Genomic DNA, 13,581 nt, shown 5'->3' with positions numbered 1-13,581 from the left:
CAATGAACGTTATTTCTGGCTACCCCTTGGAAGGTGCGACGATCGAGGTCTAGCATGCGCAGGCGATGCCTTCAACAAAATGTTGAGCCTGCCGGATGGACGGAAGAAGGAAGCGTCGATGGCGACGGTGCCCAGTGTCTCCAACTCGATCACGGTGCGGCTGGAGGTCCCGGCCCGGGGCAACGCCGTCAGTGCGATCACCACGGCCGTGGAGTCCTCCGGCGGGTCGGTGACCGGCCTCGACGTCACCGCCTCCGGCCTGGAGGCGCTGCGGATCGACGTCACGGTGGCGGCCTCCTCGGTCGCGCACGGCGAGGAGATCGTCGAGAAGCTGCGCGCGATCGACGGCGTGACGATCGGCAAGGTCTCCGACCGCACCTTCCTGATGCACCTCGGCGGCAAGATCGAGATGTCCTCGAAGCTGCCGATCCGCAACCGTGACGACCTCAGCATGATCTACACCCCGGGTGTCGCCCGGGTCTGCCTGGCGATCGCGGAGAACCCCGAGGACGCCCGTCGCCTCACCATCAAGCGCAACAGTGTCGCCGTGGTCACCGACGGCTCGGCGGTGCTGGGCCTGGGCAACATCGGCCCGGAGGCCTCGCTGCCGGTCATGGAGGGCAAGGCGGCGCTGTTCAAGCGCTTCGCCGGCATCGACGCCTGGCCGATCTGCCTGGACACCCAGGACACCGACGAGATCGTGGCCATCGTCAAGGCGATCGCCCCCGGCTTCGCGGGCATCAACCTGGAGGACATCTCCGCGCCGCGCTGCTTCGAGATCGAGGCCCGGCTGCGCGAGGCCCTGGACATCCCGGTCTTCCACGACGACCAGCACGGCACCGCCATCGTGGTGCTCGCCGCGCTCACCAACGCGCTGAAGGTGGTCGGCAAGGAGATCGGCGACATCCGCGTGGTGATGTCGGGCGCCGGCGCCGCCGGTACCGCGATCCTCAAGCTGCTGCTGGCCGCCGGCGTCGAGCACGCCACCGTGGCGGACGTGCACGGTGTGGTCCACCAGGGCCGGGAGGACCTCAACGACAGCCTGCGCTGGATCGCCGAGCACACCAACCGTTCGGGCCGCACCGGCAGCCTCAAGGAGGCCGTGGCGGACGCCGACGTCTTCATCGGCGTCTCGGCCCCGAACGTCCTGGACGGCGAGGACCTGGCCACCATGGCCGAGGACGCGATCGTCTTCGCGCTGGCCAACCCGGACCCGGAGGTCGACCCGGCGATCGCCCGGCAGACCGCCGCGGTGGTCGCCACCGGCCGCAGCGACTTCCCGAACCAGATCAACAACGTGCTGGTCTTCCCGGGCGTGTTCCGCGGCCTGCTGGACGCCCAGAGCCGCACCGTCAACACCGAGATGATGATCGCCGCCGCCCGGGCGCTGGCCACCACCGTCGCCGCCGACGAGCTGAACGCGAACTACATCATCCCCAGCGTCTTCCACAAGGACGTCGCCAAGACGGTCGCCGCGGCCGTGCGCGAGGCCGCGCTGGCGGGCGTCCAGGAGCGCACCGAGCCGGCCCGCCCGACCCCGGGCATCGTCGGCACGCTCGACACCGCGTCCTTCCCGACCGTCAAGCTCTGATCGCCCGACCGTCGAGCTCCGACCGTCGAGCTCCGATCGTCAAGCTCTGATCGGCGAGTCCGCGGACGTGTCGCGGATCGGTCAAATGTCCGAATAGCGCCCTTACCCTCCCAAGTCCGCCCCGAACCCTTGCGACACAAGGGCGAGGGGCGTGTTTGGGCTTGTCGGGGCTAGGGCGTACGGTAGCCCTGCACGGGGCAGGCGTGTCCGACAAGTACGGAACGTCCCCCTGGTCTTCCGGCGTGTCGTCCTGACCGCCGCCCGGGCCCGGTCCGCCGGAGCCGACGGAGCGTCACACCTCCAGCGGGCGGGTGGTGTTCGGGTGGCGCTGCCGGGGCCCGATTGGCTTTCTCGGGGCCGGTCGGGGCAGGATTCGTATCCAGGCAGGCGGGCGGGCCTTCGAAGGCACCGGCGCGCGGCATCGGGTACGAACCCGGCCTGCGACCACGCATTGCCTTGCCTGCATGAGCACAGTGTGCGGACCTGCGGCCCATCCGGGTGCCCCCGGTGGGAGCACCGATGGGCCCCCGCACACCGCAAGCGAACAGACCACAGGAGTACACATGAACCGCAGTGAGCTGGTGGCCGCGCTGTCCGAGCGCGCCGAGGTGACCCGCAAGGACGCCGACGCCGTTCTGGCCGCCTTCGCCGAGATCGTCGGCGAGGTCGTCGCCAAGGGCGACGAGAAGGTCACCATCCCCGGTTTCCTGACCTTCGAGCGCACCCACCGCGCTGCCCGCACCGCCCGCAACCCGCAGACCGGCGAGCCGATCCAGATCGCGGCCGGCTACAGCGCCAAGGTGAGCGCCGGCTCCAAGCTGAAGGAAGCCGCCAAGGGCGCCTGAGTCACCCCTTGAACGCCCGAGAGGCCGGGCCCCCCACGTGGGGGGCCCGGCCTCTCGCCGTGCGTGCAGCCGGATGTCAGGCGTCGATCAGCTGCTCGGCCGGCAGCTCGACGTGGGCGCCCAGGTCGCGCAGCTTGTCCATGAAGTTCTCGTAGCCGCGGTTGATCAGGTCGATGCCGTGCACGGTCGAGGTGCCCTCGGCCGCCAGCGCCGCGATCAGGTACGAGAAACCGCCGCGCAGGTCCGGGATGACCAGCTCGGAGCCGATCAGCTTGGACGGGCCGGAGACGACCGCGGAGTGCAGGAAGTTGCGGGCGCCGAAGCGGCACGGGGTGGCGCCCAGGCACTCGCGGTAGAGCTGGATGTGCGCGCCCATCTGGTTCAGCGCGCCGGTGAAGCCGAGCCGCGACTCGTACACCGTCTCGTGCACGATGGAGAGCCCGGTGGCCTGGGTCAACGCGACGACCAGCGGCTGCTGCCAGTCGGTCTGGAAGCCCGGGTGCACGTCGGTCTCCAGGGCGATCGCCTTGAGCTCGCCGCCCGGGTGCCAGAAGCGGATGCCCTCGTCGTCCACCTCGAAGGCGCCGCCGACCTTCCGGAAGGTGTTGAGGAAGGTCATCATCTCCAGCTGGCGGGCGCCGCGGACGTAGATGTCGCCCTTGGTGGCGAGCGCCGCGCAGGCCCAGGAGGCGGCCTCCAGCCGGTCCGGCAGCGCCCGGTGGGTGTAGCCGTTCAGCTCGTCCACACCGGTGATCAGGATGGTGCGGTCGGTGCCCAGGGTGATGATCGCGCCCATCTTCTGCAGCACGCAGATCAGGTCGACGATCTCCGGCTCGATGGCCGCGTTGCGCAGCTCGGTGACGCCCTCCGCGAGGACGGCGGTGAGCAGCACCTGCTCGGTCGCGCCGACCGAGGGGTAGGGCAGCTCGATCTTGGTGCCGCGCAGCCGCTGCGGGGCGACCAGGTAGGTGCCCTGCGGGTGCTTCTCGATGCTGGCGCCGAACTGGCGCAGCACCTCGAAGTGGAAGTCGACCGGGCGGCCGCCGATGTCGCAGCCGCCCAGGCCCGGGATGAAGGCGTGGCCGAGGCGGTGCAGCAGCGGGCCGCAGAACAGGATCGGGATCCGCGAGGAGCCGGCGTGCGCGTCGATGTCGGCGACGTTGGCGCTCTCCACGTGCGAGGGGTCGAGGATCAGCTCGCCGTCCTCGTCGCCGGTGCGCACGGTCACGCCGTGCAGCTGGAGCAGGCCGCGGACCACCTTGACGTCGCGGATGTCCGGGACGTTGCGCAGTCTGCTGGGGCCCTGCCCGAGGAGGGCGGCGACCATGGCCTTGGGGACCAGGTTCTTCGCACCGCGGACGCGGATCTCGCCTTCGAGCGGGTTTCCGCCGTGGACCAGCAGGACGTCGTCGGTCATCGTTCTCGCAATCCGGGGTGCCAGAGTGAGTGGGGAAGGGCTCCGGAGGAGCCGCAGGTGGACCGGTCGTACGGGCGCGTCGGGCCCCCGGCGAAACCGAGTCGGCACCGTATAAAGGCGTCCACCAGACGTAGATGGTAGTAGGCGTGCCGATGGTTCCCGCGTGCCTCTCCCGTGATGGTGCTCTCTCCGCGGGTCGTCCCGCCCGCCGATGCGGCCGTACGGGTGTTCGTCCGGCGTGACGGGGTTTGGGTGTTGAGGTGTCCCACCCCGGTGGTTCTGCGGGATCATGTGTGGCATGACGGCGGCCCATTCGCACGGAGGCCGGTCCCACACCGGCCGTCTGCTCGTCGCGACGCCCCTGCTCACCGATCCGAACTTCGCCCGGTCGGTGGTGCTCCTCCTCGACCACGACGCCGAGGGGGCGCTCGGCGTGGTCCTCAATCGGCCGACGCCGGTCGAGGTGGGCAGCGTCCTGGACGGCTGGGGGCGACTGGTCGGGCAGCCGGCCGTGGTCTTCCAGGGGGGTCCGGTGGCGCTGGACTCGGCGCTCGGCCTCGCGGTCGCGCCGGGGGAACCGGGCACCGGCGAGCCGCTCGGCTGGCGGCGGGTGCACGGCGCGATCGGCCTGGTGGACCTGGAGGCGCCGCCCGAGGTGCTGGCCGGTGAGCTGGGGGCGCTGCGGATCTTCGCCGGGTACGCCGGCTGGTCGCCGGGGCAGTTGGAGGCGGAGCTGGAGAGCGGCGCCTGGTTCCTGGTGGACTGCGAGCCCGGGGACATCTCCAGCCCCGAGCCGGAGCGGCTCTGGCGGGCGGTGCTGCGCCGCCAGCGCGGCCCGCTCGCCCTGCTCGCGACCTACCCGGACGACCCGACCATGAACTGACGTGCGAGCCGCCCGGCGCGACACTGGCCCGGTTTCCCGGGGCGCCCATAGACTTGGCACCCATGAGCACTCTTGAGCCCGAGCGCGGCCTCGGCACCGGCACCCTGGTCGAGCCCGTCCCGCAGGTGTCCCACGGGGACGGCGACCACGAGCGCTTCGCGCACTACGTCCAGAAGGACAAGATCATGGAGAGCGCGCTCTCCGGATCCCCCGTGGTCGCGCTCTGCGGCAAGGTGTGGGTGCCCGGGCGCGACCCGAAGAAGTACCCGGTCTGCCCGATGTGCAAGGAGATCTACGACGGCATCGGCAAGCCGCAGGGTGGGGACGACAACAACAAGTAGTCCACTCGGCGCGGATTGGTCTATGCCAATCGTCCCGGGCCCGGGCAGGATGTCGGAATGGACCTCATTCCCGCACCTTCGAGTGCCGTCCGGCGCCCGGACGAGGACTTCCCGCTCGACGACTCCACCACGCTGACCGCACCGCCCGGGCTGGCCGACGCCGAGCGGTGGCTGCGCAGCACGCTGTCCGCCGCCACCGGCCTGCCGCTCGGCCCGGGCCGGCCGGGCACCGGCGTCGAACTGGTCCAGGACGACACGCTCGCCGCCGAGGCGTACCGGATCACGGTCCGCCCCGGGCACGCCGTGGTCGCCGCGGGCGGGCCGGCCGGCGCCCTGTGGGGCGCGCAGACCCTGCGGCGGCTGCTGGGCCCGGAGGCCTTCCGCAGATCCCCGCTGCGGCGCACCGGCTGGGTGCTGCCCGGCGTGGACATCGCGGACGCCCCCCGGTTCGGCTGGCGCGGCGCCCTGCTCGACGTCGCCCGGCACTTCCTGCCCAAGGCCGACGTGCTGCGCTTCGTCGACCTGCTGGCCGTGCACAAGCTCAACGTGCTGCACCTGCACCTGACCGACGACCAGGGCTGGCGGGTGGAGATCAGGCGCTACCCGGAGCTGACCGCGCGCGGTGCCTGGCGGGAGCGCTCGATGGTCGGCTACCGCGCGGCCCAGCGCCGCGACGACCGCCCGCACGGCGGCTTCTACACCCAGGACGACCTGCGCGAGATCGTCGCGTACGCGGCCGCCCGCGGGGTCACCGTCGTCCCGGAGATCGACCTGCCCGGCCACACCCAGGCCGCCGTCGCCGCCTACCCCGAGCTGGGCAACACCGACGTGGTGGACACCGCCGCGCTCGGCGTCTGGACGGACTGGGGGGTGAGCCACCACGTGCTCAACGTCTCCGAGGGCACCCTGCGCTTCTTCGAGGGCGTGCTGGAGGAGGTCCTGGAGCTCTTCCCGTCCGAGTTCATCCACCTCGGCGGCGACGAGTGCCCCAAGGAGCAGTGGAAGGAGAGCGCGGCCGCCCAGGCGCGGATCCGCGAGCTCGGGCTGGCCAACGAGGACGAGCTGCAGAGCTGGGTGATCCGGCACTTCGACCGCTGGCTGGCCGAGCGCGGCCGCCGGCTGATCGGCTGGGACGAGATCCTGGAGGGCGGGCTCGCTCCCCACGCTGCGGTGTCGTCCTGGCGGGGCTTCGGCGGCGGGATCGCGGCGGCGGAGGCCGGGCACGACGTGGTGATGTGTCCCGAGCAGCACGTCTACCTGGACCACCGGCAGGCGGACGGCCCGGACGAGCCGATCCCGGTCGGATTCGTCCGCACCCTGGAGGACGTGTACCGCTTCGAGCCGGTGCCGCGGCAGCTGGACGAGACCGCCGCCCGGCACGTGATCGGCACCCAGGCCAACCTGTGGAGCGAGTTCACCGACAGCGCCCGGGACGTCGACTACCGGGCCTTCCCCCGACTGGCGGCGTTCGCCGAGGTCGCCTGGTCCGATCTGTCCACCGAACCGGCCGAACGTGACTGGCCCGGTTTCGAGCGCCGGCTCACGGCGCACCTGGAGGTGCTGGACGCGCTCGGTGTGGAGTACCGCCCGATCGCCGGACCGCACCCCTGGCAGCGCCGCCCCGGCGTGGTCGGGCGCCCGATCGAGGGCCCGCCCCCGGCTCGGTGATCTTCCGGTCGGGAACTCCTGACCGGTCGTCGGACGTCAAGAACAGATGAACATCTGCCCCGGTCCGGTCCGGGCCGGGGCAGATACCGCCCGGTATCCGTCCCAATCGGGCAGTCCCGTTCACCGGCCCCGAAATGATCATCGAGCATTGTGTGCCAGAGTTGCCCAACCCGGCCCGATCGCCCGTACCCTACGGGCCAGGCCGGGCTGCTGACGCGGACACCACGGCCGAGGGCCGCGGGCGGCAGGCGATCGATGAGCAAGTGGAGCACGGTGGGACCCAGGTGAACCGGACGATCATGCTGCCGGCCTCGCTCGACGAGGCCGTCGAGGCGCTGGCCGCCGCGCCGGCCGCGGTACCGGTGGCCGGCGCCACCGACCTGATGGAGGCCGTCAACGCCGGACGACTGCGCCCCGCCGCCCTGGTCGGCCTCGGCCGGATCACCGAACTGCGCGGCTGGCGCTACGAGGACGGCGGCACCGCCGTCCTCGGCGCCGGACTCACCCACGCCCGGATGGACCGCCCCGACTTCGCCGCGCTCATCCCCGCGCTCGCCGACGCCGCCCGCACCGCGGGCCCGCCGCAGGTCCGCAACGTCGGCACCCTCGGCGGCAACATCGTCACCGCCGCCCCGGCCGGCGACACCCTCCCGGTGCTCGCCGCCCTGGAGGCCAGCGTCACCCTCGCCCGGGCCGGCTCCACCCGCGAGGTCCCGGTCAGCCACCTGCTCACCGGCCTCGACCCGGTGCGCCCCGGCGAACTGCTCACCTGGGTGCGCGTCCCGCTGCTGCACGCGCCGCAGGTCTTCCTCAAGGCCACCGGCCGCAGCGGTCCGGCCCGCGCCACCGCCTCCGTCGCCCTGGTCCTCGACCCCGCCCGGCGCGCCGTGCGCTGCGCGGTCGGGGCCGTCGCCCCGGTGCCGCTGCGCCCGCTGGAGGCGGAGGCCTGGGTGGCCGGCTGCATCGACTGGGACGGCAGCCGGGAGATCGACCCGGCCGCCACCGCCGCCTTCGGCGAGTACGTGGCCGCCGCCTGCGTCCCCGACAGCTACGGCGCCGAGGGCGCCTGGGAGGCCGTGACCGAGGGGCCGAGCGCGGCCGCCGTTCGGCTACGGCGTACCGTATCGGTGCTGGCCCGACGGGCACTGGGAAGGGCGCTGAAGTGACCACAGACCCCATCGAGACCCTCGACGCCGACCCGCTCGGCCTCACTCCCCCGGTCAGCCGCGAGCTGCGCCCGTGCGCCTCCTACACGCTGCGCGTCAACGGTTTCGAACGGCCCGTCACCGACGCCTGGATCGGCGAGAGCCTGCTCTACGTGCTGCGCGAGCGGCTCGGCCTGGCCGGCGCCAAGGACGGCTGCGAGCAGGGCGAGTGCGGCGCCTGCTCGGTGCAGGTGGACGGCCAGCTGGTGGCCGGCTGCCTGGTGCCCGCCGCGCTCGCCGCCGACAGCGAGATCAACACCGTCGAGGGCCTGTCGGCCGCCGGCGGGGCGAGCGACGTCCAGCAGGCGCTGGCCGAGTCCGGCGCGGTGCAGTGCGGCTACTGCGCCCCCGGCATGGCGATGGCCGTGCACGACCTGCTCCAGCGCAACCACCGGCCCACCGAGGTCGAGGCCCGGCAGGCGCTCTGCGGCAACCTCTGCCGCTGCACCGGCTACCGGGGCGTGCTGGCCGCCGTCCAGAGCGTCGCCGACGCGCGCGCCCTGGAGGCCGAGGAGGCGGAGGAGGCCGCGGCCCTGGAGGCCGAGGAGGCCGCCGCGGCCGCCGTCGCCGCCGGGGTCGAGCAGCCCGCGCCGGAGCCCGAGCCGACCGCCGAGCCGCCGGTCTACACCGACGCCGACGCCTGGATCGAGCACACCCCGCAGCCCCCCGTCGAGGAGCCGCAGGCCGACGCCGGCCTGCCCTACGGCGACCCCCAGGGCGGCTACGACACCGGGGTGTACGACACCGCCGGGCCGGCGCCCGTCCCCGGCGTGCCCGCCCAGGCCGTCGACGACGCGGTGTACTACCCGCAGCACCAGCAGCCCGGCTACCCCGAGCAGCCGTACCAGACCACCCCGGCGCACGGCACCTACCTGCCCGGCGGCTACCCGGAGGGCTACCCGCAGCAGCCCGGCTACGACGCCGGCTACGACGGCCCGGTCTACGAGCCCACCCCCGCGCACGGCACGCCCCTGCCCGGCGCCGCCTTCGACGGCACGCCCGCGCACGGCACGCCGTACGTCCCCACGCCCCCGCACGGCGTCCCGGCCGAGGGCAGCGCCCCCGCCGGTGTCCCGTACGGTGCCACCCCCGCCCACGGCATCCGGCTCCCCGAGGACGACCACGCATCATGACGTCGCCTACCGACATCGGCGCAGCACTCCAGCAGGACGGCGACGAGGGCGGCGCACCGGAGCCGTTCGGACTGGGCAGCTCCCCGCTGCGCAGCGACGCGCTGCCCAAGGCGCTCGGCATCTACCCGTACGCCGCCGACCTGTGGGCCGAGGGGCTGCTCTGGGGCGCGGTGCTGCGCTCCCCGCACCCGCACGCCCGGATCCGCGGCATCGACACCTCCGCCGCGCTGGCGCTGCCCGGCGTGCACGCCGTGGTGACCGCCGCCGACCTGCCGCCCGGCCCGGACGGCACCCCGGACGGCGCCCCGGCCGGGCCGATCGTCGCCGACCGGCCGGTGCTGGCCGCCGGCGTGGTGCGCCACCACGGCGAGCCGATCGCCGCGGTGGCCGCCGACCACCCGGACACCGCCCGGCTGGCGGTCGGGCTGATCGTGGTCGACTACGAGCCGCTGGAGGCCGTCACCGACCCGGAGCAGTCCTTCACCGCCCCGCTGCTGCACCCGGACGGCAACCTGTTCCGCCACCTGCCGCTGCGCACCGGGGACCCGGACGCGGCCGGCGAGGTCATCGTCGAGGGCCTGTACCAGGTCGGCCGGCAGGACCCGGCCCCGCTCGGCGCCGAGGCCGGGCTGGCCGTCCCGCGCCCGGACGGCGGGGTCGAGCTGCACCTGTCCTCCACCGACCCGCACGGCGACCGCGACCGCACCGCCGCCTGCCTGGGCCTGGAGCCGGACCGGGTCCGGCTGGTGGTCACCGGCGTGCCCGGCGCCACCACCGACCGCGAGGACCTGTCCTTCCAGGTCACCCTGGCGCTGCTGGCGCTGCGCACCGGCCGCCCGGTGAAGATGACCCTCACCCGCGAGGAGTCCTTCCACACCCACACCTCCCGCCACCCGGCGCTGCTGCGCTACCGCCACCACGCCGACGCCGAGGGCCGGCTGGTCAAGGTCGAGGCGCAGATCCTGCTGGACGGTGGCGCCTACGCGGACGTCTCGGCCGAGGCGCTGGCCGCCGCGACGGCCTTCTCGGTCGGCCCGTACGTCTGCCCGAACGTCTTCGTGGACGCCTGGGCGGTGCGCACCAACAACCCGCCGGCCGGGCGGATGCGCGGCGAGGGCGCGTTGCAGGCCTGCTTCGCGTACGAGTCCCAGCTGGACCAGCTGGCCGCCCGGGTGGGCGTGGACCCGGTGGAGATCCGCCGCCGCAACGCGCTGGCCACCGGGGACCCGATGCCCACCGGACAGGCCGTCACCTGCCCGGCGCCGGTGAAGGCGCTGCTGGACGCCGTCGCGGCCGAGCCGCTGCCCGCGCTGCCGGTGGACGACCCGAACGCCGAGTGGCTGCTGCCCGGCGGGCCCGGCGGCGCGGGCGACCCGGCCGCGGTGCGGCGCGGGATCGGCTACGCGGTCGGCATGGTGCACATGCTCGGCGCGGAGGGCGAGGACGAGGTCTCCACCGCCACCGTGCGGGTCAGCGGCGACCACGCCACGGTGATCTGCGCGGCCGTCGACTCCGGTCAGGGCTTCGCCACGCTGGCCCGGCAGATCGTGCAGTCGGTTCTGGGCGTCAGCGAGGTCTACATCGCGCCGGCCGACAGCGACCAGTCGATCGCCGGGCCCTCGGCCCGCGGCCGGCACACCTGGGTCTCCGGCGGCGCCGTCGAGCGGGCCGCGCTGATGGTCCGCCACCAGCTCCTCCAGCCGATCGCCGCCAACTTCGGGATGTCGGTGGAGCTGCTCCAGATCTCCGACGGCAAGATCACCTCGTACGACGGGGTGCTCGGGATGCCGGTCGCCGAGGCGCTGGAGGGCAAGGAGCTGTGGGCGACCGCGCAGTGCCGTCCGCACCCCACCGAGCCGCTGGACGAGGCCGGGCAGGGCGACGCCTTCGTGTCCATCGCGTTCTGCGCGATGCGCGCGGTGGTGGACGTGGACATCGAGCTGGGTGCCGTCCGGGTGGTCGAGATGACGGTCGCGCAGGACGTCGGCCGGGCGCTGAACCCGCGGCAGATCGAGGACCGGATCGAGGCGGGCGTGGCCCAGGGCGTCGGCCTGGCCCTGCTGGAGGACCTGCGCACCGAGGGCGGCGTGCTGCGGAACCCCTCGCTCACCGGCTACCGGCTGCCGACCGCCCTGGACACCCCGGAGGTGCGGATCGCGGCGCTGCTGGAGGAGCGGGACGTGGTCGCCACCTTCGGCGCCAAGGCGGTCAGCGCCGTGCCCGCGGTGGTCGCCCCGGCGGCCGTCGCCGCGGCCGTCCGGGCCGCCACCGGCCTGCCGGTCGGCCGGCTGCCGATCCGGCCCGAGGACGCGATCACGGCCTGATCGGAAATGCTGGAAAGGGAATTGCCGGTCGACTTTCGAGTCGACCGGCAATTCCCTTTTCCGAGGCCATGGCGGGAATCGAACCCGCGTGTACCGCTTTGCAGACGGTTCCCTAAGCCACTCGGGCACACGGCCAGTGAATTCAGGATGGCGGATTGCTCGAATGGGGTCAATGAAGTTTTGTAAATTCTGTATGGCGAGATGTGCTACGGTCGGAGGCCGTGGCTGTTTTCCCGCCACCCCGGACGAGCGCGTCGTACCCGGTCACGACAAGACGGCGCAGTTCAGCGGCAACCCGGCCGCTGTGGACTGCGAAGGTCGTGGCCGTCATGGCGTGGCTCGTTCTTGTCGTTTCCGGTGTCCTGGAGACCGTGTGGGCGGTGGCCCTGGAGTCGTCCAGGGGTTTCACCCGGCTGGTCCCGAGCCTGGTCTTCGGCGTCGCCCTGCTGCTGAGCATGGGCGGCCTGGCGTACGCGATGCGCACCATCCCGATCGGCACCGGCTACGCGGTCTGGGTCGGCATCGGCGCGATCGGCACCGCGCTCTACGGGATGGCCGTCCTGGGGGACGCGGTGACCCTGGCCCGGATCGGCTGTCTGCTGCTGATCGTCTCCGGCGTGGTCGGTCTCAAGGTGCTGGACTGAGCCGGACCTACGTCCGGCGGCGGAGTCGATCACCGACCCCCGGTCAGGGGCCAAGATGGCGGACGGACCTTACGATGTTCCGTATGACCACTGCCTCCCCCACCTCGGTCGACTCCGCCCCGATACCCCCGCAGGACGACCCCGGCGGCGGGGTGCTGAGCGGTCGCTACCGCGCGCTGACGCTGGGGATCGTGTCGGTGGTCCTGGTGATCGCCTTCGAGGCGACGGCCGTCAACACCGCGATGCCGGTGGCGGCCCGCCAGCTGGACGGCCTCGGGCTGTACGCCTTCGCCTTCTCCGGCTACTTCACCACCACGCTGTTCGCACTGGTCGTCTCCGGCCAGTGGTGCGACCGGCGCGGCCCGCTGCAACCGCTGTTCACCGGCATCGGGGTGTTCGGCGCGGGCCTGGTGGTGGCCGGGACGGCACCGGGGATGTGGATGTTCGTGGGCGGGCGGGCGATCCAGGGGCTCGGCGGCGGGCTGGTCATCGTCGCGCTGTACGTCGTGGTCGGCCGGGCCTACCCGGAGCGGCTGCGGCCGTCCGTCTTCGCGGCCTTCTCCTCGGCCTGGGTGCTGCCCTCGATCGTCGGCCCGCTGGTCGCCGGGGCCGTCACCCAGCACCTGGGCTGGCGCTGGGTGTTCCTGGCCGTCCCGGTGCTGATCCTGCTGCCGCTGGCGGTGATGGGCCCGGCGCTGGCCCGCGCCGAGCGGGAGCTGCCGGTGCTCAGGGCCGCGCAGTTCGACCGCCGCCGCACCCGGCTGGCCGCGATGGCCGCCCTCGGCGCGGGCCTGCTCCAGTACGCGGGCCAGCGGCTGGACCTGGTCGGGCTGCTCCCGGCGGCGGCCGGGGCGGCGCTGCTGCTGCCCGCCGTGCTGGGGCTGCTGCCGCAGGGGACGCTGCGGGCCGGGCGCGGGCTGCCGACGGTGATCCTGCTGCGCGGGGTGGCGGCCGGGGCGTTCTTCGCGGCCGAGGCGTTCATCCCGCTGATGATGGTCAACCAGCGCGGCCTGTCGCCGACGCTGGCCGGGCTCACCCTGACCAGCGGCGGGCTCTCCTGGGCGCTGGGTTCGTGGTTGCAGGGGCGGCCGGGGGCGGAGCGCTACCGCGGGGCGATGATCCGGGGCGGGTTCGTGCTGACCGCGGTGGCGATCGCGGGTGCGGCGCTGGTGCTGGTCCCGGCGGTCCCGGCCTGGGTGGCGGCGGTGGCCTGGGGCGTCGGCGGCATCGGAATGGGCCTGACCGTCGCGAGCATCAGCGTGCTGATGATGAAGCTCTCCGCGCCGGAGGACGCCGGGGCCAACTCGGCCGCGCTCCAGGTGAGCGACGCGCTGGGCAACGTGCTGCTGATGGGCCTGGCCGGGGTGCTGTTCGCGGCGCTGGGCGGCGGCTCGCTGGCCGCCGCCCACGAGGGCGCCGGGGCGGCCGGCCCGGCCGGCGCCTTCGCGGTGATCTTCCTGGGCATGACCGGGGTGGCGCTGCTGGGCGCGCTGGTCTCCGGCCGGGTGCGCAGGGCCTGACGCTCAGCCG

10 protein-coding genes, 1 tRNA gene, 1 pseudogene and 1 riboswitch are annotated in these 13,581 nt (G+C 73.5%); of the genes and pseudogenes, 10 read left to right on the top strand and 2 right to left on the bottom strand.

The annotated features are described in order from the left end of the window. Positions 1-118: 118 nt before the first annotated feature. Positions 119-1,591, top strand: coding sequence for an NAD-dependent malic enzyme (locus ABTY15_RS13745; RefSeq protein WP_350581625.1), 1,473 nt, complete (start codon positions 119-121; stop codon positions 1,589-1,591). A 563-nt stretch (positions 1,592-2,154) separates the two neighbouring features. Further along, positions 2,155-2,436 carry an HU family DNA-binding protein gene (locus tag ABTY15_RS13740; protein ID WP_030059737.1) on the top strand — a complete coding sequence of 94 codons (282 nt, stop codon included), beginning with the start codon at positions 2,155-2,157 and terminating at the stop codon, positions 2,434-2,436. A 76-nt stretch (positions 2,437-2,512) separates the two neighbouring features. On the opposite strand, the gene murA is transcribed toward ABTY15_RS13740, so the two are convergent. Then, a complete protein-coding gene (murA, locus tag ABTY15_RS13735; protein WP_350581622.1) occupies positions 2,513-3,853 on the bottom strand; it encodes a UDP-N-acetylglucosamine 1-carboxyvinyltransferase in 1,341 nt (446 codons plus the stop codon). A 289-nt stretch (positions 3,854-4,142) separates the two neighbouring features. Here murA and ABTY15_RS13730 point away from each other — a divergent pair, with 289 nt between their 5' ends. The 6 genes and pseudogenes from ABTY15_RS13730 (at position 4,143) to ABTY15_RS13705 (ending at position 11,407) form a co-directional block, all read left to right on the top strand. Next, the gene (locus tag ABTY15_RS13730) at positions 4,143-4,736 is read left to right on the top strand and encodes a YqgE/AlgH family protein (RefSeq protein ID WP_502893493.1); all 594 of its coding nucleotides are present in this window, start codon (positions 4,143-4,145) and stop codon (positions 4,734-4,736) included. Between the two features lie 62 nt (positions 4,737-4,798). After that, on the top strand, positions 4,799-5,077 hold the full coding sequence (locus tag ABTY15_RS13725; protein WP_350581611.1) for a DUF3039 domain-containing protein: 279 nt from the start codon (positions 4,799-4,801) through the stop codon (positions 5,075-5,077). A gap of 57 nt (positions 5,078-5,134) precedes the next feature. Further along, positions 5,135-6,745, top strand: coding sequence for a beta-N-acetylhexosaminidase (locus ABTY15_RS13720; RefSeq protein ID WP_350581608.1), 1,611 nt, complete (start codon positions 5,135-5,137; stop codon positions 6,743-6,745). Positions 6,746-7,044: 299 nt separating this feature from the next. Next, on the top strand, positions 7,045-7,911 hold the full coding sequence (locus ABTY15_RS13715) for an FAD binding domain-containing protein (protein WP_350581707.1): 867 nt from the start codon (positions 7,045-7,047) through the stop codon (positions 7,909-7,911). Between the two features lie 68 nt (positions 7,912-7,979). Beyond that, positions 7,980-8,439 (top strand): annotated as a pseudogene (locus ABTY15_RS13710) ((2Fe-2S)-binding protein); the annotation flags it as partial. A gap of 640 nt (positions 8,440-9,079) precedes the next feature. Then, positions 9,080-11,407, top strand: coding sequence for a xanthine dehydrogenase family protein molybdopterin-binding subunit (locus tag ABTY15_RS13705; protein WP_350581605.1), 2,328 nt, complete (start codon positions 9,080-9,082; stop codon positions 11,405-11,407). A 63-nt stretch (positions 11,408-11,470) separates the two neighbouring features. Here the strand turns inward: ABTY15_RS13705 and ABTY15_RS13700 are convergent. Continuing rightward, a tRNA-Cys gene (locus ABTY15_RS13700) sits at positions 11,471-11,542 on the bottom strand. 83 nt (positions 11,543-11,625) lie between these two features. Then, a riboswitch (guanidine-III (ykkC-III) riboswitch) is annotated at positions 11,626-11,691 on the top strand. A gap of 45 nt (positions 11,692-11,736) precedes the next feature. Here ABTY15_RS13700 and ABTY15_RS13695 point away from each other — a divergent pair. Together ABTY15_RS13695 and ABTY15_RS13690 are read left to right on the top strand one after the other, a co-directional pair. Next, complete coding sequence (locus ABTY15_RS13695) at positions 11,737-12,051, top strand: DMT family transporter (RefSeq protein ID WP_350581602.1); 315 nt, start codon at positions 11,737-11,739, stop codon at positions 12,049-12,051. 83 nt (positions 12,052-12,134) lie between these two features. Next, entirely contained in the window at positions 12,135-13,571 is a 1,437-nt protein-coding gene (locus ABTY15_RS13690) for an MFS transporter (protein WP_350581599.1), read from the top strand. Positions 13,572-13,581 lie beyond the last annotated feature (10 nt).

The organism is Kitasatospora sp. NPDC097643, assembly GCF_040302625.1.
Taxonomy (GTDB): domain Bacteria; phylum Actinomycetota; class Actinomycetes; order Streptomycetales; family Streptomycetaceae; genus Kitasatospora.
Note: the sequence above shows the minus strand (reverse complement) of the source record. Positions and strands in the feature narration are given on the sequence as shown.

What these genes read in the sequence shown, in the direction of transcription:
- ABTY15_RS13715 (WP_350581707.1), top strand. Translation starts at nt 7,045, where the DNA reads ATGCTGCCGGCCTCGCTCGACGAGGCCGTCGAGGCGCTGGCCGCCGCG.
- ABTY15_RS13740 (WP_030059737.1), top strand. Translation starts at nt 2,155, where the DNA reads ATGAACCGCAGTGAGCTGGTGGCCGCGCTGTCCGAGCGCGCCGAGGTG.
- ABTY15_RS13730 (WP_502893493.1), top strand. Translation starts at nt 4,143, where the DNA reads ATGTGTGGCATGACGGCGGCCCATTCGCACGGAGGCCGGTCCCACACC.
- ABTY15_RS13745 (WP_350581625.1), top strand. Translation starts at nt 119, where the DNA reads ATGGCGACGGTGCCCAGTGTCTCCAACTCGATCACGGTGCGGCTGGAG.
- murA (WP_350581622.1), bottom strand. Translation starts at nt 3,853, where the DNA reads ATGACCGACGACGTCCTGCTGGTCCACGGCGGAAACCCGCTCGAAGGC.
- ABTY15_RS13705 (WP_350581605.1), top strand. Translation starts at nt 9,080, where the DNA reads ATGACGTCGCCTACCGACATCGGCGCAGCACTCCAGCAGGACGGCGAC.
- ABTY15_RS13725 (WP_350581611.1), top strand. Translation starts at nt 4,799, where the DNA reads ATGAGCACTCTTGAGCCCGAGCGCGGCCTCGGCACCGGCACCCTGGTC.
- ABTY15_RS13695 (WP_350581602.1), top strand. Translation starts at nt 11,737, where the DNA reads ATGGCGTGGCTCGTTCTTGTCGTTTCCGGTGTCCTGGAGACCGTGTGG.
- ABTY15_RS13690 (WP_350581599.1), top strand. Translation starts at nt 12,135, where the DNA reads ATGACCACTGCCTCCCCCACCTCGGTCGACTCCGCCCCGATACCCCCG.
- ABTY15_RS13720 (WP_350581608.1), top strand. Translation starts at nt 5,135, where the DNA reads ATGGACCTCATTCCCGCACCTTCGAGTGCCGTCCGGCGCCCGGACGAG.